Origin of the sequence: Microbulbifer taiwanensis, assembly GCF_014904815.1 — a bacterium.
GTDB classification, from domain to species: Bacteria; Pseudomonadota; Gammaproteobacteria; order Pseudomonadales; family Cellvibrionaceae; genus Microbulbifer; species Microbulbifer taiwanensis.
In genome coordinates this window covers 1-24,056 of record NZ_JACZFR010000051.1, presented here as the reverse complement: position 1 = coordinate 24,056, position 24,056 = coordinate 1, and the positions used below count along the sequence as shown (strand labels likewise).

21 protein-coding genes and 1 pseudogene are annotated in these 24,056 nt (G+C 63.5%); 9 read left to right on the top strand and 13 right to left on the bottom strand.

Annotation, left to right across the window (positions count from 1 at the left end; translation table 11 throughout):
• Nucleotides 1-9 precede the first annotated feature (9 nt).
• The 3 genes from pdxA to IG627_RS16960 all read right to left on the bottom strand — a co-directional run bounded on the left by pdxA (nucleotide 10) and on the right by IG627_RS16960 (nucleotide 5,056).
• On the bottom strand, nucleotides 10-996 hold the full coding sequence (gene pdxA / locus IG627_RS16970) for a 4-hydroxythreonine-4-phosphate dehydrogenase PdxA (protein ID WP_193193817.1): 987 nt from the start codon (nucleotides 994-996) through the stop codon (nucleotides 10-12).
• Nucleotides 997-1,112: 116 nt separating this feature from the next.
• On the bottom strand, nucleotides 1,113-2,465 hold the full coding sequence (locus tag IG627_RS16965) for a peptidylprolyl isomerase (protein ID WP_226865342.1): 1,353 nt from the start codon (nucleotides 2,463-2,465) through the stop codon (nucleotides 1,113-1,115).
• Entirely contained in the window at nucleotides 2,465-5,056 is a 2,592-nt protein-coding gene (locus IG627_RS16960) for an LPS-assembly protein LptD (RefSeq protein ID WP_193193813.1), read from the bottom strand. The genes IG627_RS16965 and IG627_RS16960 overlap by 1 nt, the downstream gene beginning before the upstream one ends.
• A 209-nt stretch (nucleotides 5,057-5,265) precedes the next feature.
• Here IG627_RS16960 and IG627_RS16955 point away from each other — a divergent pair, with 209 nt between their 5' ends.
• From IG627_RS16955 to trpC, 8 genes are all read left to right on the top strand, one after another.
• Nucleotides 5,266-6,324, top strand: a complete 1,059-nt coding sequence (locus IG627_RS16955; protein ID WP_193193811.1) for an aminoglycoside phosphotransferase family protein — start codon at nucleotides 5,266-5,268, stop codon at nucleotides 6,322-6,324.
• 17 nt (nucleotides 6,325-6,341) lie between these two features.
• Nucleotides 6,342-7,058, top strand: a complete 717-nt coding sequence (locus tag IG627_RS16950) for a nucleotidyltransferase family protein (protein ID WP_226865339.1) — start codon at nucleotides 6,342-6,344, stop codon at nucleotides 7,056-7,058.
• An 11-nt stretch (nucleotides 7,059-7,069) separates the two neighbouring features.
• Nucleotides 7,070-7,732 (top strand): ribulose-phosphate 3-epimerase, encoded by a 663-nt coding sequence (gene rpe, locus IG627_RS16945; RefSeq protein ID WP_193193809.1) that lies wholly within the window; start codon nucleotides 7,070-7,072, stop codon nucleotides 7,730-7,732.
• A 225-nt stretch (nucleotides 7,733-7,957) separates the two neighbouring features.
• On the top strand, nucleotides 7,958-9,487 hold the full coding sequence (gene trpE, locus IG627_RS16940) for an anthranilate synthase component I (RefSeq protein WP_193193808.1): 1,530 nt from the start codon (nucleotides 7,958-7,960) through the stop codon (nucleotides 9,485-9,487).
• Nucleotides 9,474-10,322 (top strand): ion transporter, encoded by an 849-nt coding sequence (locus tag IG627_RS16935; protein ID WP_193193806.1) that lies wholly within the window; start codon nucleotides 9,474-9,476, stop codon nucleotides 10,320-10,322. The genes trpE and IG627_RS16935 overlap by 14 nt, the downstream gene beginning before the upstream one ends.
• Nucleotides 10,319-10,897, top strand: coding sequence for an anthranilate synthase component II (locus tag IG627_RS16930; protein WP_193193804.1), 579 nt, complete (start codon nucleotides 10,319-10,321; stop codon nucleotides 10,895-10,897). Before IG627_RS16935 ends, IG627_RS16930 begins: the two co-directional genes overlap by 4 nt.
• A gap of 63 nt (nucleotides 10,898-10,960) precedes the next feature.
• Nucleotides 10,961-12,028 carry an anthranilate phosphoribosyltransferase gene (trpD, locus tag IG627_RS16925; protein ID WP_193193802.1) on the top strand — a complete coding sequence of 356 codons (1,068 nt, stop codon included), beginning with the start codon at nucleotides 10,961-10,963 and terminating at the stop codon, nucleotides 12,026-12,028.
• Entirely contained in the window at nucleotides 12,022-12,819 is a 798-nt protein-coding gene (gene trpC / locus IG627_RS16920) for an indole-3-glycerol phosphate synthase TrpC (RefSeq protein ID WP_193193876.1), read from the top strand. Before trpD ends, trpC begins: the two co-directional genes overlap by 7 nt.
• Before the next feature lie 354 nt (nucleotides 12,820-13,173).
• Here trpC and crp read toward each other — a convergent pair whose 3' ends face one another.
• Complete coding sequence (gene crp, locus IG627_RS16915; RefSeq protein ID WP_193193874.1) at nucleotides 13,174-13,785, bottom strand: cAMP-activated global transcriptional regulator CRP; 612 nt, start codon at nucleotides 13,783-13,785, stop codon at nucleotides 13,174-13,176.
• 349 nt (nucleotides 13,786-14,134) lie between these two features.
• Between crp and IG627_RS16910 the strand changes: the two genes are divergently transcribed.
• On the top strand, nucleotides 14,135-14,545 hold the full coding sequence (locus IG627_RS16910; RefSeq protein WP_193193801.1) for an OsmC family protein: 411 nt from the start codon (nucleotides 14,135-14,137) through the stop codon (nucleotides 14,543-14,545).
• A 60-nt stretch (nucleotides 14,546-14,605) separates the two neighbouring features.
• Here the strand turns inward: IG627_RS16910 and coq7 are convergent, their stop codons facing one another.
• The 9 genes and pseudogenes from coq7 to accB all read right to left on the bottom strand — a co-directional run.
• Nucleotides 14,606-15,250 (bottom strand): 2-polyprenyl-3-methyl-6-methoxy-1,4-benzoquinone monooxygenase, encoded by a 645-nt coding sequence (gene coq7 / locus IG627_RS16905; protein ID WP_193193799.1) that lies wholly within the window; start codon nucleotides 15,248-15,250, stop codon nucleotides 14,606-14,608.
• 27 nt (nucleotides 15,251-15,277) lie between these two features.
• Nucleotides 15,278-16,579 carry a phosphoribosylamine--glycine ligase gene (gene purD, locus IG627_RS16900; protein ID WP_193193797.1) on the bottom strand — a complete coding sequence of 434 codons (1,302 nt, stop codon included), beginning with the start codon at nucleotides 16,577-16,579 and terminating at the stop codon, nucleotides 15,278-15,280.
• A 144-nt stretch (nucleotides 16,580-16,723) separates the two neighbouring features.
• On the bottom strand, nucleotides 16,724-18,295 hold the full coding sequence (purH, locus tag IG627_RS16895; protein ID WP_193193795.1) for a bifunctional phosphoribosylaminoimidazolecarboxamide formyltransferase/IMP cyclohydrolase: 1,572 nt from the start codon (nucleotides 18,293-18,295) through the stop codon (nucleotides 16,724-16,726).
• Between the two features lie 170 nt (nucleotides 18,296-18,465).
• On the bottom strand, nucleotides 18,466-18,774 hold the full coding sequence (fis, locus tag IG627_RS16890; protein WP_193193793.1) for a DNA-binding transcriptional regulator Fis: 309 nt from the start codon (nucleotides 18,772-18,774) through the stop codon (nucleotides 18,466-18,468).
• Entirely contained in the window at nucleotides 18,771-19,721 is a 951-nt protein-coding gene (gene dusB / locus IG627_RS16885) for a tRNA dihydrouridine synthase DusB (RefSeq protein ID WP_264300020.1), read from the bottom strand. Before dusB ends, fis begins: the two co-directional genes overlap by 4 nt.
• A gap of 270 nt (nucleotides 19,722-19,991) precedes the next feature.
• Nucleotides 19,992-21,149, bottom strand: a complete 1,158-nt coding sequence (locus IG627_RS16880) for a DUF3426 domain-containing protein (protein WP_193193789.1) — start codon at nucleotides 21,147-21,149, stop codon at nucleotides 19,992-19,994.
• 63 nt (nucleotides 21,150-21,212) lie between these two features.
• A complete protein-coding gene (prmA, locus tag IG627_RS16875; protein WP_193193788.1) occupies nucleotides 21,213-22,094 on the bottom strand; it encodes a 50S ribosomal protein L11 methyltransferase in 882 nt (293 codons plus the stop codon).
• A 260-nt stretch (nucleotides 22,095-22,354) separates the two neighbouring features.
• A pseudogene (gene accC, locus IG627_RS16870) lies at nucleotides 22,355-23,709 on the bottom strand (acetyl-CoA carboxylase biotin carboxylase subunit).
• A gap of 15 nt (nucleotides 23,710-23,724) precedes the next feature.
• Nucleotides 23,725-24,056: acetyl-CoA carboxylase biotin carboxyl carrier protein (gene accB, locus IG627_RS16865; RefSeq protein WP_193193786.1), on the bottom strand; the 332-nt coding region annotated here is incomplete at its 5' end.

The following is a 24,056-nucleotide window of genomic DNA, read 5'->3' as shown; positions in this document are numbered from 1 at the left end:
AAAAGAGGTTTACAGGCTGCGCAGTTTGGCCAGCTGAATCGCCTCGGCCAGCGCCGCCTGCAGACTGCCGTTGTCGGCCACACCCTGGCCGGCGATATTGAGCGCGGTGCCGTGGTCCACCGAGGTGCGGATGAACGGCAGTCCGAGGGTGATATTGACCGCGTGGCCGAAGCCCTTGAATTTTAACACCGGCAGGCCCTGGTCGTGATACATGGCCAGCACCGCGTCACAGCGCGCCAGCTGTGGCGGTGTGAAGAGGGTGTCGGCGGGCAGAGGACCTATCAGTTGCAGGCCCAGGGCGCGCAGCTTGTCCAGGGCCGGCTCTATGATCTCTATCTCCTCTCGCCCCAGATGGCCGCCCTCGCCGGCGTGGGGGTTGAGGCCGCAGACGCCGATACGGGGGGTCTCGATGCGGAACTGATCGCGCAGGCTGCGGTGCAGTATGGTGATGATCTGCTCCAGACGCGGACCGGTAACGGCGGCGCTGACGTCCTTGAGCGGCAGGTGCGTGGTCACCAGGGCTACGCGCAGTTCTTCCGCCGCAAGCATCATCACTACGCGCTCGACACCGGCGAGCTCGGCAAAGAATTCGGTGTGGCCGCTGAAGACGATACCGGCGTCGTTGATCACGCCCTTGTGCACCGGGCCCGTTACCAGGGCGTCGAAGCGCCGCGCCAGGCAGCCCTCGGCGGCGCTGCGCAGTGTTTCCAGTACGTAGGGGGCGTTGGGGGTATTGAGCCGGCCCGCCTGGGCTGGCTCGGCCATCGACACCGGCTGGATATAGAGGCTGCCGCTGGGGGTTGGTGTGGCGGGCGCCCGGGGATCGAAAGGCAGCAGCTTCAGGGGCTGGCGCAGTTGCGCGGCGGTCTGCTCCAGCAGCTGTGGATCGGCTACCGCGACGATTTGCGCCGTGCTGCCGGCATTGGCTAGCTTGACGGCCAGCTCTGGGCCTATGCCGGCGGGCTCGCCGGGGGTGAGGGCGATTCTGGGGATCATGTTTTCGCCGGTCCAATCAATAAAAATACCGGGCAACGGGTGCCCGGCATTTGCCTGTCCCATCCCTGATCGCGGCCATGGGCGGACGGCCGCCCCGCCGCTCCTACTGGGCGGAATTACTGCTGTGCTTCACCTTCGGTTTCAGAGGGCTCTTCCGGCATATCCGGCAGCTTGATTTCAACATAGGCCTGGTCGCGGATTTCGCGACGCCAGTTCTGCAGCTCTTCCTCGTAGCGGCGGTTGCGCAACAGATTGGCGGCCTGGTTGCGGATATACTGGTCGGTCATATCCTGCTTGCGTCGCCCCTCTACCTGGAGAATATGCCAGCCGAACTGGCTGCGGAATGGCATGGTCACCTCGCCCACTGGCGTATTGTCCATGGCCTGGGTGAACTCGGGCACGAACTGGCCGGGCATGGACCAGCCCAGGTCGCCGCCGGAGAGCATGGTGCCGATATCCTCGGAGTTCTCCCGCGCCAGCTCGCCGAAATCGGCACCGTCGAGAATCTGCTGGCGCAACTCGACCAGTTTGTTGTAGGCGTCGTCGTCGCTGAGAATGGCCGAGGGCTTGACCAGGATATGGCGCACCTTGGTCTGCTCCACCACCTGTTCGGTAGATCCACGCTGGGCGTGGATCTTCAGCAAGTGGAATCCGGCGTCACTGCGGAAGGGGTCGGTGACATCGCCGACGGTGAGACCGTCCAGAGCGTCGGCGAACAGGGTCGGCAGCTCCACTGTCTTGCGCCAGCCGAGATCGCCGCCGGCAAGCGCATTCTGGCCGGCGGAGTTGGCGATGGCGAGGCGACGGAAGTCAACGCCCCCCCGGGACTGTCCGGCGAGTTGCTCGGCTTTTTCGCGCGCCTTGGTCACTTCGTCGCTGGGGGCGCTGGAGCTGACCGGGATCAGGATATGGCCCAATTCGTATTGCGGTGACTTCCAGAATTCGCCCTCCTTGGAGCGCAGGAAGTTGTCGATATCCTGGTCTGTGATCTGGATACGGCGGTTGACGCTGCCCTGCTCGACACGGCGGATCAGCAGCTCCTGGCGGATCTGCTGGCGGAAGGTTTTCATCGACAGGCCGTCGGCGGCCAGCCGCTGGCGGAACTGTTCCGGGCTGACGCCGGCGTTCTGCTGCACCCGTGCTATGGCCTGGTCCAACTCTGCTTCCGAGACGGTGACGCCGGCGCGCGAGGCCATCTGCAGTTGCAGCCGCTCGATAATCAGTTGTTCCAGCACCTGGCGTTGCAGGATATCGGCCGGCGGGGCCTGCACCTGCTGCGCCTGAATCTGGTTCATGATGGTACTCATACGCTGCTGCAGTTCGCTGGCCATCACCACGTCGTCGTCCACCACGGCGACCACCCGATCGAGGGTCTGTACCTGGGCCGAAACGGTATTGGCGAACAGGGCGCACATTGCCAGTAGCGCCAGCTGGCCGCTCTTGGAAGCGAACATCTTCATTATTCTCATCACTGTTTCAGTATTTCTCTCTGATCAAAATTGGCAATGCCCTGGCTGAGCATGCGCGTGACGGTGGTGCCGAGGCCGGCGAGCCCCTTCAACTGCAGCTCCAGGTAGACCCCCTGGTCGAATTCGAGGTCCTCCGGGTCCACAACATCCGCGAGATCGTTGTCCAGGGAGCGGCGCCACACGAGGCGCGCGCGGTAACAGCAGCTGTCATATTCGACGCCGACCAGATATTCCAGTTCCCGGTTGTAGGTGAAATCATAGTTGGCGCCCGCCAGTATAGAGGTGTGGGCGTTGACCGGTAAAACTGCCGAGGCATTGCCCTGGCGGACGGATTCGTCCGTCACCTCACCATCGGCCAGGATGAGCTCGTTGTCATTGCGCTGGTAGACATAGCCGAGGTTGAAGATGCGGAAATCCTCGTCCAGGTAGCGCAGGCTGAAGTTGCCGCGGTTGATATTGTGTTCGCTTTCGTCGTAGACGATCTCGCTGCCGATACGCAGGGACTGGATGGGGCGGCTCTCCAGGCGCGCGGCCAATTCGGAGCGCGGGGAGTCCTGAATAAAGTCGCTGCGGCCGATGCGCGCATCGTCGGAATAGAAGATTTGCCCGACACTGGCGGACAGCAGGTCGCGACCGCTGGCGGGATCGATAAAGCGCGTGGTCAGGCCCAGCGCCACCCGGTCGGCGTCGTCGATGCGGTCGTTGCCGGTAAAGCGACTGTCGCGGAACAGCTGGTCGTAGCTGAAGGTGAACAGTGAGGTGTCGAACAGCAGGTCGTTGCCGCCGTCCCGTGGACTCTGGCTGATATCGATAAAGTCGCTCTGGTCGGCGTCGCTGCTGACCAGGGCAAACAGGCGCGGTTCCAGCGTCTGTACATAGTCGCGCCCGAAGGCGAGGCCGTCGCGCTCGAAATAGAGGCCCGTATCCAGGGTAAACTGACCCGCGGACGCTTCCGGTGTATCGCTGCTCTCCGGCTTCAGGAACTGGTCATCCAGGCGGTAGCTCAGGTAGCGTGCCGCCAGGCCTGGCTTTACATAGCCCCACAGCCACTGCTTGTCCCAGTAGAGTTCGTAGTCCAGGCGGTAGCGTTCGCCGGTGACGAAGTTGCGCGTGCGTTCTGTGACGCTGTCGGGATCAGCGGTGTCAGCGATAAAGCGGATGGTCTGGGTATCGTCGTGATCCCAGCTGGTAACCTCGTTCTGCATCGACAGCAGCCAGTCGCCCCAGCGGTAGTTGCCATCCACATCCAGGCGTGGCAGCTGGGCGTAGGTGTCGAATCTGTCTTTTTGCAGCAACTGGTAGTCCTGGCCGCGCAGTGTCGCCTGCCAGTGCTCGCTGCTGAGGCTGCCCTGTATCGTCTGGTTGACTTTGGTCTCGGCGGACACGCTCAGGTTGGCGGTGTCCAGGTCGCGGAAGTAGTCTGGGTCACTGACCTTGGTGTAGTCGATACTGGTGCGCCAGAAGCTGTCATTGCCGCCCTGCTGTTCCAGGTTTAGCAGCCAGCGGTCCTCGCCCTTGGCGGGCAGTACCAGATCCTCGGGAAAGCCGGCCCGGATCAGGTCGCGTGCGTCCTCGTCGTCGCCGCCCTTGTCGTTCGGCAGGCCGGCTAGGCGCACTTCGGTATTGAACAACTGGCTCAGGTGGCGCACTTCCACTTCCGCGCCAGTGCCACGGTACTGGATATAGCGGGGCACTATGGTGGCGTCCAGTTGTGGCGCGATGTTCCAGTAATAGGGGATGGCGACATCCCAGCCGTTCTCTTCGCTGTTGCTGAGGCTCGGGAACAGGAAGCCGGACAGGCGCGCATCGCCCACGGGGAAGCGCAGGTAGGGGAAGTAGAATACCGGTACGTCGACGATTTCCAGGCGCACGTCCCGCGCCACTCCCTGGCGTTCCACATTGTCGATGGTGATCTGGCCGCCGGTGACCCGCCAGATTTCCTCGCCCGGCTCGCAGCGGGTGTAGTTACCCTGGGTCAGGGTCAGCTCGCCGCTGGCCTCGCGGGCTGCGTGACTGGCGCTACCGTGTACAAAGGCGTCGTGAATCACATAGGTGGCATCCTCGATGGCGGCGGCCCGGCTGTCGGTGTGCACCTGCGCCGCGGCGCCGCGCACCAGCAGGCTGGGCTCGCGCATTTCGATGGCGCCGCGCAGGTAGGCCGTGCTCTCGTTGCGATTCACATCCACCTGATCGGCAAATAGCTGGCGATAGCCCTGGGTGATATGCACATTGCCGCGCAGCTCGGCGGTGCCGTCGTCGAGCCATTTGGATTCATCGGCGGTGGCGCGCAGGGGGGCCTCATCCGGCGCCAGATGGGCGTCCGCATAGTTGCGCGGCGGCGCGACAAAAGCGCCGGAACAGACGGCGGGCATGGCGGCGCGCTGCTCCGGGGTCAGCTGCCATTTGGGCAACCAGTCCAGGTACAGGTAGGGGGTTTCCTCGAGCCCGGTGAACGACTCGTCGGTGGTCGCCTGCTCGGTCGCATTGGCCCACAGCGGCTGCGCGGCGATCAGGCCGATGGCGAGTGAGCGGGGGCGTGAAATTTGTCCGATTGCCAGCGCCAGGCGGCGCCACCGGGAAGCTTCCAGCATCAGGTGATATGTTCCGGCTATCTTTAGTTTTCTTCCGTCGGGAGGCGCAGGGGGTGCCCGTGCGAAAATCAGCGGACGATTCTACTTGAATGTAGATGTGGTTAATAGCCGCTTACCGGTGTGATATCGCGGGGGTTTGTACGGCCGTTGCTGGACGCCGCCGATGTCGAGGTTACAATGCGGCCAGATCACTGGAGTAGTAACGGCGCATGAGTGAGCCTTTGAACGGCGGAACAGATGAAAGGCGAGAGGCGCTGAGTCTCTGGGCGGGGCGCGCTCTGGAGCTGGGCAATCCCGTGCCCTTGCAGACGCTGGCCGGCGATGCAGGCTTTCGCCGCTATTTTCGCACCTTGACCGAGCCGCGCCTGGTCGCGGTGGATTCGCCGCCGCAGCGTACCAATCCCGCGCGCTTTGTCGCCGTGGCGGACTATCTGCGCCGCCACGGTATTCACACGCCGATGGTGGCAGCTGCGGATGTAGAGCAGGGTTTTATGCTGCTGGAGGACCTGGGTGACTGCCAGCTGCTCAGTCGGCTCGATGGCGACAGTGTCGAAGGGCTCTATGCGGAAGTTTTGAGCGAGCTGCTGTGTCTGCAGCAGATTCCGCCGGCAGACGACCTCTTCCCGCCCTACAATCGCGAGCTTCTGCTGACGGAAATGCGCATACTGCCCGAATGGCTGGCGCAAAAACTGCTCGGCTACGAACTCGGCGATGCAGACAGCCGCCTGCTGGAAACTATCTTCGGCCTGCTGCTGGACAGCGCCGCGGAGCAGCCCCAGGTGCTGGTGCACCGCGATTACCACAGCCGCAACCTGATGATCCGCGACGGCGAGCGCCCCGGGGTGGTGGATTTCCAGGATGCAGTCTGGGGTCCTGTGACCTACGACCTGGCATCGCTGCTGCGCGACTGCTATATACGCTGGCCGCGGGAGCGGGTAGAACGCTGGGTGCTTTCCTATGCCGCCACCGCCGAGGCCGCCGGGGTATTGGAGTCAGTGGCGCCGCAGACCTTCCTGCGCTGGTTCGACTGGATGGGGCTGCAGCGGCATATCAAGGTGCTGGGTCTTTTCCCGCGTCTCTACCTGCGCGACGGTAAGCAGGGTTACCTGCCCGACCTGCCGCTGGTGATCCGTTATGCGCTGGAGGTGTCCGAGCGCTACCCTGAACTGAAGCCCTTTGCCGACTGGTTCCGCGCCGAGCTATTGCCGCGCATTGAGCGCCAGGACTGGTACAGGGACTACCGCAGTGCCGGAGAGCAGAACGCGTAATTACAAAGAAAATTTCGATGACCCTTAGCAACAAGAACCCCATTCCCACAGCGATGGTGCTGGCCGCCGGTTTCGGCAAGCGCATGCGCCCGCTCACCGACAGCACACCCAAGCCGCTGCTGCCGGTAGCCGGCAAGCCGCTGATCGAATACGCCCTGGACCGATTGGCCCGTATCGGGGTTGAGCGTGTGGTAATCAATCTCGGCTACCTGGGGCCGAAGATCCGCGAGCAGCTGGGCAGCGGTGAGCGCTGGGGGCTGGAGATCCGCTACTCGGTCGAGCGGGAGGAGGAGCCGCTGGAAACTGCCGGCGGCATACTGAAGGCGCTGCCACTGCTGGGCGAGGATCCCTTCCTGGTCGTCAACGGCGATGTCTGGTGCGATTTCGACCTGGCCCGCTGGCTGCAGCGGCCGCTGCCCGCCGATTGTCCCGGTCGCCTGCTGATGGTGCCCAATCCGCCACACAATCCCGAGGGGGATTTCGGTATCGACAGCGGCCTGCTGTCCGGCACCGCCAAGCCGCGCTACACCTTTGCCGGAATCAGCTGGCTGCGACCGCAGGTACTGACGGAATACCCCCATGTGCGCGACTGTTTCGGTCTGGGCGAGGTGTTTACCTACAACGAGGACAAGATGCAGGCGGAACTCTACGAGGGCGACTGGTGCGATGTGGGCACCCCGGAGCGCCTGGAGCGGCTGGATACACGCCTGGCAGAAGGTAAAGTGAACAAATAAAGGATTTCAGAATGTCGGATAACAAAATAGCGCCCTCCATTCTCTCCGCCGATTTCGCCCGCCTGGGCGAGGAAGTGGATGCGGTGCTGGCTGCCGGTGCCGACTGGGTGCACTTCGATGTCATGGACAATCACTATGTGCCCAACCTGACCATTGGCCCCATGGTTTGCCAGGCCCTGCGCAAACACGGCGTCGAGGCTCCCATCGACGTGCACCTGATGGTTGAGCCGGTGGACGACATGATCCGCATGTTCGCCGACGCCGGCGCCACTTATATCACTTTTCACCCGGAGGCCTCGCGCCACGTGGACCGCTCACTGCAGCTGATCCGCAGCCTCGGCTGCAAGGCCGGCCTGGTGTTCAACCCGGCCACCGGCCTGGATGTGGCCAAGTATGTGATGGACAAGCTGGATATGATCCTGCTGATGTCGGTCAACCCGGGCTTTGGCGGGCAGAAGTTCATCCCCGCCACCCTGGACAAGCTGCGCGAGGCGCGCGCGCTGATCAATGCTTCCGGCCAGGAAATCCGCCTGGAGATCGACGGCGGTGTCACCCGCGACAACATCGCCGAGATAGCCGCCGCCGGCGCTGACACCTTTGTTGCCGGCTCGGCCATCTTCAATGCGGATGACTACGGGGAAGTCGTTGCCGCCATGCGCCGTGAACTGGCTTAGGCTGCGCTGAATCGGGGGCTCTTGCGGCCCCACCCGGTCCCCAGTACACTTTCCCGCCTGCAACGAGGAAACCCCCGTGAATTGCACTGCCCCCCACATTCACAGCTGGCGATGGTGCCGCTGACCCGCTGAGGCCCGCAACCGTTTGCGTGCCACCTGTCTTGCGGGCGGAGTCTGTCGGAACCGCCCGGGAACCAACACTGTCGAAATCATCCCGGAGTCACCATGACCCCAAGCGAATACGCCCAACTTGCGTCCGCGGGTTACAACCGCATACCGCTGGTGCGCCGCGTGCTGGCGGATATCGAAACGCCGCTGTCCACCTACCTCAAGCTGGCCGCCGACCGCTACAGCTACCTGTTGGAGTCGGTGCAGGGCGGTGAGAAGTGGGGCCGCTACTCGATTATCGGCCTGCCGGCGCGCACGCTGTTGCGTGTTCGCGGACATGAAATTACCGTCGAGCGGGACGGCGCCGTTGTGGAGCAGTGTGAGTCCGCCGATCCGCTGGCGTTCGTCGAGGCGTTCCAGCACCGCTACCGGGTGCCGGAACTGCCGGGGCTGCCGCGCTTCAACGGCGGCCTGGTGGGCTATTTCGGCTACGACTGCGTGCGCTATATAGAGCCGCGCCTGGCCGACAGTGCGCCGCCGGACACCCTGGGCAACCCGGATATCCTGCTGATGGTCAGCGACGAACTGGTGGTGTTCGACAACCTGGCCGGCGCAGTGATTTTTATCGTGCACGCGGACCCGGGGCAGGAGAGTGCGTTCGAGCGCGCCCAGCAGCGCCTGGACCAGCTGGTGGGCAAGCTGGCGCAGCCGCTGCCGGATACGGTACCGCTGGACCTGGACGGCAACGCCATTGATGAGTCTGCGTTCAGATCCCACTTCGGCGAGACCGCCTTCAAGCGCGGCGTCGACCGCGTCAAGGAGTACATACTCGCCGGCGACGTGATGCAGGTGGTGCCGTCCCAGCGGCTGTCTGCGCCCTTCGATGCGCCGCCGCTGAATTTCTATCGCGCCCTGCGCAGCCTGAACCCTTCTCCCTATATGTATTTCCTCGACCTGGGCGATCACCAGGTGGTCGGTTCCAGCCCGGAAATCCTGGTGCACCTGGAAGAGGGCGAGATGACGGTGCGCCCGCTGGCCGGCACCCGCCGCCGCGGTGCCAGCGAGGAGGAGGATGTGGCACTGGAAGAGGAGTTGCTCGCGGATCCGAAGGAGCTGGCGGAGCACCTGATGCTGATCGACCTGGGCCGTAACGATGTGGGTAGGGTGGCGGAGACCGGCAGCGTGCAGGTCACCGAGAAGATGGTGGTGGAGCGCTACTCTCACGTCATGCACATTACCTCCAATGTGATCGGTAAACTGAAGGACGGCCTCAGCGGCATAGACGCGCTGCGCGCGGCACTGCCGGCGGGGACTTTATCGGGTGCGCCCAAGATACGCGCCATGGAGATCATCGACGAGCTGGAGCCGGAAAAGCGTGGCATCTACGGCGGTGCGGTCGGCTACCTGGCCTGGAACGGCAATATGGACACCGCCATTGCGATACGAACGGCGGTCATCAAGGATGGTCACCTGTATATCCAGGCCGGTGCCGGCCTGGTGGCCGACTCGGATCCCCAGGCCGAGTGGGATGAAACCATGAACAAGGCCCGCGCCCTCTTCCGCGCCGCGGCAATAGCGCTTGCGGAAAAAGAGACTCTGTCCAGCAGTAACGACAAGACGAATATCACCAGCAATGAACGAAGTTAGTATTCCGCAGAAACTGTCCCTGGCCGAGCGCTGTGAGCGCATAGTCGCGGCGCCGCTTTTCAGTCAGATAATCATCGGCCTGATCATGCTGAACGGCATCGCCGTGGGGCTGGAGACCTCGACCTGGGTCACGGAGCGTTTCGGTGCGCTGTTGGGTGCGATCAACCAGATGATCCTGGCCGCCTTTATCGCCGAGGCGGCAGTCAAGATGGCTGCGCACGGCCAGCGGCCCTGGCGCTATTTTGCCAGTGGCTGGAACTGCTTCGATTTCAGCATTATCGCGCTGAGCCTGATACCGGCCGCGGGACCACTGGCGACCCTGGCGCGCCTGGTGCGGGTTTTGCGCGTGCTGCGCCTGGTGTCGGCTTTCCCGGAATTGCGCCTGCTGGTGGATACTCTGCTGCGCAGCCTGCCGAGTATGTTCCATATCGCGTTGCTGATGGGGATCATCTTCTATATCTACGGTGTGGCCGGATACTTCCTTTTCCACGAGATCGACCCGACCCACTGGCGCAGCCTGCCCATTGCTCTGCTGAGCCTGTTCCGCATCGTCACCTTCGAGGACTGGACCGACATCATGTACACGGCCATGGAGTCCATGCCCTGGGCCTGGCTCTACTTTGTCAGCTTCGTGGTGATGGGCGCCTTCGTGATGATCAACCTGTTTATCGGCGTGGTGCTGAACAATCTCGAGGAGGCCAAGCTGCGTCGCCTGGACGAGCTGCAGTTGCCTCCCAGCCAGACTGAAATCCTGCGCGAGCTGCGTGCGACCCAGGAATCCCTGGCGCGCCTGCAGCGGCGTATGGAAAAAACCGAACAAGGAGCCGCACAATGATTCTGATGATCGACAATTACGACTCCTTCACCTGGAATGTGGTGCAGTACCTGGCGGAGCTGGGCGCGAATGTGAAAGTGGTGCGCAACGACGAGATAGCGGTCGAAGATATAGACGCGCTGGCGCCGGAGAAGATAGTGATCTCCCCGGGGCCCTGCACGCCCAATGAGGCGGGTATCTCCATGGATACCATCCGACGCTTCGCCGGCCAGATCCCGATTCTGGGTATCTGCCTCGGCCACCAGAGTATTGGCCAGGTATTCGGCGGCAGGGTGGTGCGCGCCGGCCGGGTGATGCACGGCAAGACTTCACCGATAGTGCACAACAACCTGGGGGTCTTCCACGGCCTGTCCAATCCCTTCGAGGCCACCCGCTACCACTCGCTGGTAGTCGAGAAGGGCAGCCTGCCGGAGTGCCTGGAGATTACCGCCTGGACAGAGACGGAAGCCGGCGAAATAGACGAGATTATGGGTTTGCGCCACCGCGAACTGGCGATTGAAGGGGTGCAATTCCATCCCGAATCCATCCTGACCCAGCACGGGCACGATATGCTGAGGAATTTTCTCGAATCCTAAAGGGGTTCATCCGGATCCCGTAGGAGCGGCGGGGCAAGGAACAACGATAAAGGGGAAAGCGAGATGAATATCCAACAGGCCATCGCCAAACTGGTAGACGGCGAGCACCTGAGCCGCGCCGAGATGCGCGAGACCATGGGCCAGATAATGCGCGGTGAGGCGGAGGAGGCGCAGATAGGCGCGCTGCTGGTGGCGCTGCGCATTCGCGGCGAGACGGTCGACGAGATCGCCGGCGCCGTGGAGATGATGCGCGAGCTGGCAAAGAAGGTGGAGCTGGACCTGACCAACGCGGTGGATATTGTCGGCACCGGCGGTGACGGCGCCAACCTGTTCAATGTCTCCAGTGCCTCCAGCTTTGTCGCCGCCGCCGCAGGGGCGCGGGTGGCCAAGCACGGCAACCGCTCGGTTTCCTCCAGCAGCGGCGCCGCCGACCTGCTGGAGCGCGCGGGAATATATCTCGAACTGTCACCGGCGCAGGTCGGTCGCTGCGTCGACACCATCGGCGTCGGCTTTATGTTTGCGCCCACCTATCACAGTGCCGTGCGTCACGTGGGTCCGGCGCGCAAGGCGCTGGGCATGCGCACCATTTTCAACCTGCTCGGCCCGCTGACCAATCCCGCCGGCGTCAGGCGCCAGGTGATCGGTGTCTACGACGAACGCTACTGCCGCATACTGGCGGAAGTGCTGCAGAGCCTGGGCTCCGAGCATGTGCTGGTGGTACACAGCGACGACGGCCTGGACGAGGTCAGCCTGGCGGCGGACACCTTTGCGGTGGAGCTGAAAGGCGGCGATCTGAATGAGCGCACACTCCGCCCGGAGGATTTCGGCCTCGAGCGCCAGAGCCTCGACGGCCTCTGTGTATCCGGTTCCGAGGAGTCGCTGGCGCTGATCAGGGATGCTCTGGGCAAGCGCGCCACCGATGCCGGTCAGAAGGCCGCGGATATCATTGCCCTGAACGCCGGCCTGGCGATCTATGCCAGCGGCGTGGCCGATACCGCCGAGCAGGGCGTGGCCATGGCCCAGGATGCGATACACAGCGGCCTCGCCGGCGAGAAGATCAACGACCTGGCCGCCTTTACCAGTGCCTTCCGCCCCGAGGCGGCTGTAAATGAAGGGGGGAATCGATCGTGAGCACGCCGACCATTCTGAAAACCATCGTCGAGCGCAAGTGGCAGGAAGTGGCCGAGCGCAGGCAGCAGCGCTCGCTGGAAGACATGCGCGCGCGGGCGCTGGATCGGGCACCGGCGCGCGGCTTTGTCGCCGCGATCGAAAGCAAGCTGGCGGGTGGTGAAGCGGCGGTGATCGCCGAGATCAAGAAGGCTTCGCCGAGCAAGGGCGTTATCCGCCCGGACTTTATTCCGGCGGAGATAGCCACCAGCTACGAGAAGGGCGGCGCCGCCTGCCTGTCGGTGCTGACCGATGTGGATTTCTTCCAGGGCAGCGACGCCTACCTGCAGCAGGCCAGGAGCGCGGTGCGCCTGCCGGTGCTGCGCAAGGACTTCACCGTGGATCCCTACCAGGTGTGCGAGGCCCGCGCCATCGGCGCCGACTGCATACTGCTGATCGCCGCCTGCCTGGAGGACGCGCAGATGCGCGACCTGAACGGCCTGGCGCTGGAGCTGGGGCTGGACGTGCTGGTGGAGGTGCACAACCGCGAGGAGCTTGAGCGCGCTCTGGCGCTGCCCAATCGTCTGATCGGTATCAACAACCGCAACCTGCACACCTTCGAGGTACAGCTGGAGACCACCTTCAAGCTGCTGGACCTGGTACCGGACGACCGTATCGTCGTCACCGAGAGCGGCATCCACACCACCGACGACGTTGCGGCCATGCGCGGTCACGATGTGAATGCCTTCCTGGTGGGTGAGGCATTTATGCGCGAGGCGGAGCCGGGGCGGAAGTTGATGGAGATGTTCAACTGATTTCTGCTCCCCTCTCCCGCTTGCGGGAGAGGGGCTGGGGGAGAGGGGGCGGGCCGAAGGCCCGCCTTTGCGGGGTGGCCCTGTCGATTGCTTGGGGCGACCCTGCTGCCGGGGGTCTCCTGCGGGACACGGGCTAGGCGTCCCCCCTAAATCCATCCATGTAGGCTTGTCGGCGAGGTGGCCCTGGCCCGGCCGTTCCAGGTGTTCACGGCACCTTCGGCCCCTCTCGCCAACAGTCCCGCAAGAGACCACCGGCAGCAGAGCCTGCGCATTCACTTCATCGCATCTCCCGGGCTACACAAACGAAAAAGGGCGACCCAATGGATCGCCCTCTCTGCTGCTGGTTGTCCGGACTCAGCGGGTCCCGTAGACCACCATCGTCTTGCCCTTCACCGATACCAGCCCCTGCTCCTCCAGGGTCTTCAGTACCCGGCCGACCATCTCCCGCGAGCAGCCGACGATACGGCCGATTTCCTGGCGGGTGATCTTGATCTGCATGCCCTCCGGGTGGGTCATCGCATCCGGCTCGTTGCACAGGTCCAGCAGGGTGCGCGCCACGCGGCCGGTTACGTCGAGGAAGGCCAGGTCGCCCACCTTGCGCGTGGTATTGCGCAGGCGGCCGGCCATCTGGGTGGCCAGGGCGAAGAGGAACTCCGGGTGTTGGCGGGTCAGTTCCTGGAACTTGCTATAGGAGATCTCGGCCACCTCGCACTCGGTCTTGGTGCGCACCCAGGCGCTGCGGGTGTCCTGGTCGAACAGGCCCATCTCGCCGAAGAAGTCGCCGTCGTTCAGGTAGGCCACGATCATCTCGCGCCCCTCGTCATCCTCGATCAATACGGTCACTGAACCGCGCATGATGAAGTAGAGGGATTCGCAGCGGTCGCCGGCGTAGATGATGGTGCTCTTGGCCGGATAGCGGCGCCGGTGGCAGTGGGCGAGGAAGTCTTCGATATTGCCGATATTCATTGTTTCTTCGGTAGCAACCGTCACGGATCTACTCCTTATTTTTTAATTTTGTGCCTGATCCCGGCCGGAATGCGCAGCAGCACCGGCGAATTATGGCGCTAAACACCTGTCCCCAACAGTGGCCGGGCCGGGCAAACTCTCGCAGTGTGATCTGCGACACTTTTGCGATGCCATGGACTGACCTTATAACGGCTGCGGAGTTCAGTGGCAACCGGCAGCGCAGTTGACCGGCAATTTGCCTTTGGCGACAGCCTGGTTTTGGCCACTATACCGGAAAAATCCTTCCGCGCAGGTTACAGGGTGCAATATGGTAAGCTTCGCGCCCTCTTTAATCGGAAGGAGTTAGGCAATGCAGGGCAGAGTGACCTGGGTGGACGGGCTGACTTTTGTCGGCGAGGCCGGCAGCGGCAATTCGGTGGTAATGGAAGGCGGGCGCAAGAACAACGGTATTCGCCCGATGGAGATGATACTGCTGGGCGTCGGCGGCTGCGCCTCCTACGACGTGGTCAGCATACTGCAGAAGGCGCGCCAGGACGTTTTTTCCTGCCACTGCGAACTCAACGGCGAGCGCCCGGACGCGACACCGGCGCCTTTTACCCGAATCGAGATGGAATTCGTCGTGCGCGGTCGCGGTCTCAAGGAAGCGCAAGTGGCGCGGGCGGTGGAACTGTCGGCGGACAAATACTGCTCCGCATCGATCATGCTGCGTAACGCTGGGGTGGAGATAGCGCACAGCTACCGGGTAGAAAATGCGGAATGATGAATGCGGAGTGCGGAATGGGTGCATCTATTCCGCACCCATCATTTAGCATTCCGCATTTCAGACCCTATAGCTGGCCGAGGTCATCGCCCTGGAAACCAGCGACATCAATCCCTTCACCGGGGCCGGGAAGCGGGTGCCGCCGGCTTGCAGCGCGGTGTGGCCGTGCTCCTCCTCGTCGACCAGCATCTGCTCCACCACTGCGCGACTCTTGCGGTCCTGTGCCGGTAATCGTTCCAGGTGGCTCTCCAGATGCCTGCAGACCTGCTCCTCGGTGGCGGCGACGAAGCCCAGGCTGACACGGTCGCTGACCTTGCCGGCGGCGGCACCGAGACCAAAGGACAGGCCGTACCAGAGCGGGTTCAGCAGGCTGGGGCGGCTGTCCAGCTCGCGCAGCCGCTGCTCGCACCAGGCCAGGTGGTCTATCTCCTCGTCTGCGGCGCTTTCCATCTCACCGCGCACTTCCGGCAGCTTGGCGGTCAACGCCTGGCCCTGGTAGAGGGCCTGGGCGCAGACCTCGCCGCTGTGGTTGACGCGCATCAGGCCGGCCGCGTGCCGGCGCTCGGCATCGCTCAGCTCCACCTCGTCTTCGGCTTTTGCCGGCGAGGGGCGCGTATGGCTGGGCGCACCCGGGCTCAGGGTGCGCAGGGCGCGGTCCGCCTGTAGCAGCAACCGGTCGAGGCCGGTCAGTTGGCGTTCACTCATTTATTGCTCCCGCGTATCGATCACGGATCACTGGTCACCGACAACTGTTTCTTCCCGCTCTACGGCGCGGTAGCCGATATCCTTGCGGAAGAAGACGCCGTCCCAGTAAATGGCGCGGGCACAGGTATAGGCATTGGCCTGGGCCTCGGCGACAGTGTCTCCGAGGGCGGTGGCACAGAGGACGCGGCCGCCGTTGGTGACCACCCGCTCGCCGTCCAGCGCCGTGCCGGCGTGGAAGATCTTGGCGTTGTCGCTGTCGGCGCGGTCCAGGCCGCTGATGGCGTCGCCCTTGCGGTAGCTACCCGGGTAGCCGTGGGCGGCCAGTACCACACCCAGGGCCGGGCGCGAGTCCCACTCCGCCTGTACTTCGTCCAGGCGCTTGTCCAGGGCCGCCTGGCACAGGTCCACCAGGTCGGACTTGAGGCGCATCATGATCGGCTGGGTTTCCGGGTCGCCGAAACGACAGTTGTACTCGATCACCCTGGGTGCGCCGTCTGCGTCGATCATCAGGCCGGCGTAGAGAAAGCCGGTGTAGGGCATGCCCTCCGCCGCCAGGCCCTTGACCGTCGGCTCGATAACCTCCGCCATGATGCGCTGGTAGACACTGTCGGTGACCACCGGCGCCGGGGAGTAGGCGCCCATACCGCCGGTGTTGGGGCCGGTATCGCCGTCGCCGACGCGCTTGTGATCCTGGCTGGTGGCCATCGGCAGTATATTCTCACCGTCCACCATCACGATAAAACTGGCTTCCTCGCCGGCCAGGAACTCCTCGACCACCACGCGGCAACCCGCTTCGCCGAAAGCGTTGCCGGACAGCATATCGCGCACCGCCAGCTCCGCCTGCTGCTCCGTCTCGGCGACTATCACGCCCTTGCCGGCGGCCAGGCCGTCAGCCTTGACGACGATGGGGGCACCCATCTCGCGGATATACTCGATGGCCGGCTCTATTTCGGTGAAGTTGCGGTAGGCGGCGGTGGGTATCTGGTGGCGCTCGAGGAAGTCCTTGGTAAAGGCCTTGGAGCCCTCCAGTTGCGCGGCGCCCTTGCCGGGGCCGAAGATGGGCAGGCCCCGGCCGTTGAAGAAGTCGACGATGCCGTCCACCAGCGGCGCCTCGGGGCCGACGATGGTCAGTTCGACGCCGTTGTCCTCGGCAAATTCCGCCAGTGCGGAGAAGTTGTCCACGCCGATGGCGACGTTTTTCAGCTTGGGTTCGCGCGCCGTGCCGGCATTGCCGGGCGCCACGAAGACAGTATCGACGGCGGGATTCTGCGCCGCTTTCCATGCCAGGGCGTGCTCGCGGCCGCCGGCGCCTATTACCAGTACATTCATTCTCAAATCCCCCTGTGTCGGCCGGTGTATTCCATTGGATGGGCTATTTTAGCCCGGAATTCTCCCGGGCATTAAAAAGCCGGCTCATTGTGCGCCGGCTTATGTGACCCGTTAATGGTCAGTGACGCTTCTTAATGACGCCCATTAATGACGAAAATGGCGCATGCCGGTAAAGACCATGGCCATATCGTGCTCGTCCGCGGCGGCGATGGTTTCCTCGTCGCGCATGGAGCCGCCCGGCTGGATCACGGCGCGGATGCCCGCAGCCGCGGCGTTGTCGATGCCGTCGCGGAAGGGGAAGAAGGCATCGGAGGCCATGACCGAGCCCTTTACCTCCAGTCCCGCGTGCTCTGCCTTGATGGCGGCGATGCGGGCCGAATTGACCCGGCTCATCTGGCCGGCGCCGACACCGATGGTGCGGCCGTCACTGCCATAGACGATGGCGTTGGATTTAACGAACTTGGCCACCTTCCAGGTGAACAGCAGGTCGCGGATCTCGGCCTCGGTGGGCTGGCGCTTGCTCACCACCTTCAGGTCGGCAGCGGTAACCACGCCGTCGTCGCGGTCCTGTACCAGCAATCCGCCGTTGACGCGCTTGTAGTCCAGCGCCGGCGCCCGCTCCTGGCCCCATTGGCCGCAGACCAGCAGGCGCAGGTTCTTCTTCTCGGCGACGGCGGCCCTGGCTTCGTCGGAAACGGAGGGTGCGATGATCACCTCGACAAACTGGCGCGCGACTATGGCTTTCGCGGTGGCGCCGTCCAGCTCGCGGTTGAAAGCGATGATGCCGCCGAAGGCGGATTCGCTGTCGGTGGCGAAGGCCAGGTCGTAGGCCACCGCGATATTCTCTGCAATGGCCACGCCGCAAGGGTTGGCGTGCTTGACGATCACACAGGCCGGTTCGCTGAAGGACTTGACGCACTCCAGGGCCGCGTCGGTGTCGGCGATATTGTTGTAAGACAGTTCCTTGCCCTGCAGCTGTTCGGCGGTGGCGATGCTCGCCTCGGCCGGGTTCGCCTCCACGTAGAAGGCGCTTTTCTGGTGCGGGTTCTCGCCGTAGCGCAGGTCCAGCTTTTTCTCGAACTGGCTGTTGAAGGTGCGCGGGAAGGGCTGCTTCTCGCCATCTTTAATAGCACCCAGATAGTTGGCAATGGCGCCGTCGTAACCGGCGGTGTGCTCGAACGCCTTCACCGCCAGGTCGAAGCGGCTGGCGTGGGCCAGGGTGCCGTCACCGGCCTTCATTTCCTCGATGATGCCGTCGTAATCGCTGGCGTTCACTACGATTGCCACATCTTTATGGTTCTTGGCCGCGGCGCGCACCATGGTCGGGCCGCCGATGTCGATATTCTCTATGGCGTCCGCCAGGGTGCAATCCGGTTTGGCGACTGTCTGTGCAAACGGATAGAGATTCACCACCACCATATCGATCGGGGTGATGCCGTGCTCTGCCATGACGCTGTCGTCGGTGCCGCGGCGCCCAAGGATGCCGCCGTGTACCTTCGGGTGCAGGGTTTTTACACGCCCGTCCATCATCTCCGGGAAACCGGTGTAGTCGGAGACTTCCACCACCGGAATACCGGCTTCCTTCAGCTGGCGATGGGTGCCACCGGTGGAGAGGATTTCCACGCCCAAGTCGTTGAGCTGTCGGGCGAATTCAACGATTCCGCGCTTGTCCGATACGCTGATCAGCGCGCGGCGAATCGCAACCTTGTCAGTCATAGCAGTTGGTCCGTCTGGGTTTCTGAAAAAGGTCGGCCCCGGTGGGGCAGTTGCTGGCCTCAATGGAGGGCCATTGGGCGGCTCGGGAATACTGCCGCCAGCAAATAGCGAGGGGGGATGAGTGACCCCATCCCCCCTCAAATTGTTCCGGCTGTAGTGCCGCGGCTGGTTTACAGCAGCCCGTAGCGCTTCAGCTTCTTGCGCAATGTGCCGCGGTTCAGGCCCAGCAGCTGCGCCGCGCGGGTCTGGTTGTGGCGGGTGTATTTCATCACCACTTCCAGCATCGGCGCCTCGATTTCGGACAACACCATGTCGTAGACATCGGTGACCATCTGACCGTCCAGGTGGCGGAAGTAGTTTTCCATCGCCTGCTCAACGGCGTCGCGCAGAGACTGCTGCTGCGGCTGCGCCAGTTGAGTCTGTCCCCCGGCGGATACCTCTTCGCTGCCGGTATCCGGAATCAGTGCTTCGTTATTCATGCCGCTTGTGCCCCTCTCGTTATTCGGCGTTCAAACCAGGTCTGAACGCTGGCATGTTGTGCTTCTGCGCTATCCAATTGGAAAAAGGCCTTGCGGAAGGACTCGCTCCCCGCGAGTGTCTTCAGGTACCAACCCACATGCTTGCGGGCGATACGGACCCCCATCAGTTCACCGTAGAAACGGTGCAATTCGCCCAGGTGGGCGAGCAAAATATCCCTGACTTCTTCCAGTGAGGGTTCGGGCAGCCGCTCGCCGGTGGCGAGGTAGTGGGCTATCTCCCGAAAAATCCATGGCCGTCCCTGTGCTGCACGGCCAATCATGACTGCAGCTGCGCCTGTGTAGTCGAGCACCTCCCGGGCCCGCTCTGCACCGGCGATGTCGCCATTGGCGAAAACCGGAATTTTCACCCTGGATACAATCTCGGCAATGGTATCGAATTCAGCCTGGCCGCGATAGCCGCAGGCGCGGGTGCGCCCGTGTACCGCCAGGGCCGAGATACCACTGTCTTCGGCCATTCTGGCCACCCTGGCGCCGTTGCGGGAATCCGTGCACCAGCCGGTGCGGATTTTCAGCGTCACTGGTACTGAGACGGACTGGACCACGGCTTCCAGAATATCCGCGACCAGTTTTTCGTCCCGCAGCAGGGCCGAACCCGCCGCCTTCTTGCAAACCTTCTTCGCCGGGCAGCCCATATTGATGTCTATGATCTGGGCGCCGCGCTTGGCGTTCTCTCGCGCCGCCTCTGCCATCATCTCCGGGTCGCCGCCGGCGATCTGCACCGAAATCGGCGCGCCGCCTGCACTGCTCTCGCCGCCGTGATCCAGTCGCAGCCGCGACTTGCGGCTGTTCCACAGGCGCGTATCCGAGGTCACCATCTCTGAAACCACCAACCCCGCGCCCAGTTTCCGGCACAGTTGGCGGAAGGGGCGGTCGGTCACGCCGGCCATGGGCGCCAGAATTACCGGACTGTCGATAATGTAGGGGCCTATGGCGATGGACACTGCAGCTCCGCTCGGGCGTCGGGAGAGCCCGTGGTTCCTCGCGGAACGGCCTCAGGCCCTCAACAAAAGAGCCGCCTATGATAGCCGCTGCCCCGACATTGGAAAAGCGAAAAAGCGCGCAAATTGGTTGCTCGCTGCGCGTTTAGCCTGAGGTTTGCGCAATTTTGGTGTTGTTATGCGCCATGAGGCGGCGCCGGGTCACATCTGGAATGTACTTCAGCGCGCAATATGCAGCTCGTAGTTCACCGCCTCGCTCCCTGGATCCACTATCTCCAGGGCGATATGTACCGGGCTGCCGCTCGGCATCTGCTTGCGCCCGGCCAGCTCTCCCTGCAGGTATTCCCTCGGGGTAAAGCGGCGGCTGGCCACCGGCTTGTCTTTCAGGTCGCTGAAATTCAACAGCAGGCTCGGGAAAGGCTGGGCGAAGGGCGCGGTATTGAGCAGCACCGCGTCGACCACCAGCGCGCCCGCCAGCTGCGGGTGGCTGCGCACCACCAGGTTGGAGGTACGGATGGCTCGCAGGTCCTCCAGCGGGGGCAGCTGGCAGTCGAGCAGTGGGCAGATACTGGCATAGAGATCGCGCCAGGGCTGCTGCTTACTCAGGCTGTCGAAGCGGAAATAGGCCAGCTGCGCGGCTATGCCAACGAGCAGAAGCAGTGCCAGCAGCCCCCACAGCCAGCCGGGCAGGCGCCGGTCGCGCCGCGGCTTCCACGCCACTTCCAGTGGTGCTGGTTCTATGGCATTGATCAGCTGTTCGCGCGACGGGTCGACGGAGAAGGTCTCGCTGTCACTGGTCCTGGGGCGAGCGCTGTGGGCTTCCATCTGCTCCAGACGCTCGGAGAATTCCTCCGTCCGCGAAGACTGCTCCCAGCGGGTGGAGAGTGAAGACTCGCGCTTCTGCGGCGGTTCCGGACTTTCGTTGGCCCAGGGATCGTCGTCCCGGTCCGGTTTCAGGGCCGGGCCTAAGTCTTCATCATTGTCTGTGTCTTCAACTGCCGGTGATGCGGCGATGTCCTGCCAGTGACTGTCGCCGAAAGCCTCGCCAATCAGTGGCTGATCCTCGGCCGGCTCGCCGGCAATCTTTTCGTCCGTCTCTTTCGCTGCGGGCACCGTCGGCGGCGCCAGCTCCGGGCCCTTCTCCTGGTCGTCTTCCAGGTCTATATCGTCGTGAATCAGGAAGTCGTCATCTTCAAGAAGTGCCTCGAGGTCCCTGCTGGCCGCGGGGTCGCTTTCGGCGAAGACGATATTCTCGTCGGCGCGGAATACCTGCAGACAGGAACCGCAGCGCACGGCGCCCCTGGCGGCGCGTAGCTGCTGTTCGTTGACGTGGAAGGAGGTGCTGCAGTGGGGGCAGCGGGTAACCAGTTGCGACATGCGATTCGGATCGTATTTATCGGGCGGTCAAGTCTATCAGTCCAACCCGCGGCCGCGTAGTGCTCAGCGCGCGCGGGTGCCACTGAGGCGCACCCATCCCTGGTGATGCCCGTCCTCGTCGAAGTCGATCCACTGCTGATAGGCGGATTTTACCTGTTCGGCCTGGGACGCGAGTATGCCGGACAGGCAGATGCGGCCGCCGACGCGGGTCAGCTCGACCAGTTGTGGTGCCAGTTCCACCAGTGGGCCGGCGAGAATGTTGGCCAGCATCAGGTCGACCGCTGCTCGCGGCAGCTTTTCCGGCAAAAAGACCGGGAAGCGTGCCGGATCTATACCGTTGCGCTGGGCATTGTCGCGGCTGGCGATCAGTGCCTGGGGATCGATATCGGTTCCCAGGGCGTGCTCGGCGCCGAGCAGTAGCGCACCTATGCCGAGGATACCGGAGCCACAGCCGAAGTCGATGGCGCTCTTGCCGGTCAGCTCCTCCTGCGCCAGCCACTGCAGGCACAGGAAGGTTGTGGGATGGGTGCCGGTGCCGAAGGCGAGCCCGGGGTCCAGCAGCAGGTTGACTGCGTCCGGCTGCGGCGGCTCGCACCAGCTGGGGCAGATCCACAGGTTGGCTGCGCACTGGATCGGCTTGTAGTGGCTCATCCACTCCCGTTCCCAGTCTTTGTCCTCCAGCTGTTCCCAGCGCGCATTGGGCAGCAGTTCGCACAGGTAGGAGGCGGCCCTGGCCTCGGCCACGGCGGTGTCCACCTCGGCGTCGAACAGGCCGGTAATCCGGGTCTGGTCCCACAGCGGCACTTCGCCGAGACCGGGCTCGAGGATCGGCTGGTCGGCGTTGTCCTGCAATGTGACGGACACGGCGCCGGCAAACAGCAGTGCGTCCTCGATCTTTTCGGCGTGTTCGCGGTCGGTGTCTACGCGGAGTTGGAGCCAGGGCATATTGGAGTGGCCAGTGGTAAATGGTGTGTGTAGGAGCGGCCGGTGGCTGCGAAAGGGGCGATAAAAGCTGAATAGGGCAGATGCGAAGGCCCTGATACCGGGGGCAGCATGCGGGACTGTTGGCGAGAGGGACCTCGCCGACAAGCCTCCAGGGATGGATTCACGGCGTGTCCCGCATGCTGCCCCCGGTAGCGGGGCCGCCCGGGGTTCTGCTAACGGAGCTCCACTCCCTAGTGGGCTTGCAGCTCCGCACTTCCGATCTAGAGCCCCAGCTTTTTCTCAAGGTAGTGAATATTCACCCCGCCCTCGGCAAATGCCTTGTCGCGCACCAGGTCTTCCTGCAGCGGAATATTGGTCTTGATGCCGTCGACAATCAGTTCCGACAGGGCCACGCGCATCCGCGCCAGGGCCTCGGTGCGGCTCTCGGCGTGGGTGATGACCTTGGCGATCATGGAGTCGTAATTGGCGGGCACCGTGTAACCGGAATAGAGGTGCGAGTCGACGCGTACGCCCAGGCCGCCCGGGACGTGGAAGTTGTTCACCTTGCCGGGGCAGGGGAAGAAGGTCTTGGGGTCTTCGGCGTTGATTCGGCACTCGAAGGCGTGGCCGCGGATGACGATATCCTCCTGCTTCAGGGACAGCTTCTCGCCAGCACAGACGCGTATCTGCTCCTTGATCAGGTCGACGCCGGTGACCATTTCGGTGACCGGGTGCTCCACCTGGATGCGGGTATTCATCTCGATGAAGTAGAAGCGTTCGTCTTCGTACAGGAATTCGAAGGTGCCGGCACCGCGGTAGCCGATATCAATACAGGCCTGCACGCAGGAATCATATACCGCCTGGCGTACTTCATCGGGGATGCCCGGCGCCGGGGCCTCTTCCAGCACCTTCTGGTGGCGGCGTTGCAGGGAGCAGTCGCGGTCGCCCAGATGAATGGCGTTGCCCTGTCCGTCGGACATCACCTGGATCTCCACGTGGCGCGGGTTCTGCAGGAATTTCTCCATATAGACGGTACTGTCGCCGAAGGCCTCCCCCGGAGGCGGGCGCCGGCCTCGGTTTTGGCCACCGAGATGGCGTTCAGCAGGGGGGCTTCGGTGTGTACCACGCGCATACCGCGGCCACCGCCGCCGGCGGCGGCCTTGATGATTACCGGTAAGCCGATTTTGCGCGCTATCTCCAGGCAGCGTTCGCCGTTTTCCGGCAGCGGGCCATCGGAGCCGGGTACCGTGGGCACGCCGGCCTTTTTCATCGCGGCGATGGCGGATACCTTGTCGCCCATCAGGCGGATGACGTCCGCGTCGGGGCCGATAAAGGTAAAGCCGCTCTTCTGCACCTGCTCGGCGAAATCGGCGTTCTCCGCCAGGAAGCCGTAGCCCGGGTGCACCGCGACCGAGTCGGTGATCTCCATCGCGGAGACAATCGCGGGAATGTTCAGGTAGCTCTGCGGCGACGGGTTGGGGCCTATGCACACGGCCTCGTCGGCGAGACGGACGTGCTTCAGGTCGCGGTCTACCTGGGAGTGCACTGCCACTGTGGCTATGCCCATCTCCTTGCAGGCGCGCAGAACCCGCAGCGCGATTTCGCCCCGGTTGGCGATCAGTATTTTATCAAACATGCCAATTCACCCCGCTCAGACAATGGTCACGAGCGGCTGGTCAAATTCTACCGGCTGGCCATCTTCCACCAGGATGGATTCGATGGTGCCGGCCTTGTCGGCCTCAATCTGGTTCATCATCTTCATCGCCTCGACGATGCAGACCACATCGCCCACCTTTACCTGCTGGCCGACTTTCACGAAGGGCTCGGCGCCAGGGCTGGAGGCGGCGTAATAGGTGCCGACCATCGGCGACTTGACCGGGTGGCCGGTCAGTGCGGGCACGGCCTCGGCCTCTTCGGCGGGCGGGGGCGCCGCCGGGGCGGCGGGGGGGGGGGCCGGGGCTGCTGCCCGGGCGGGGGGGACCG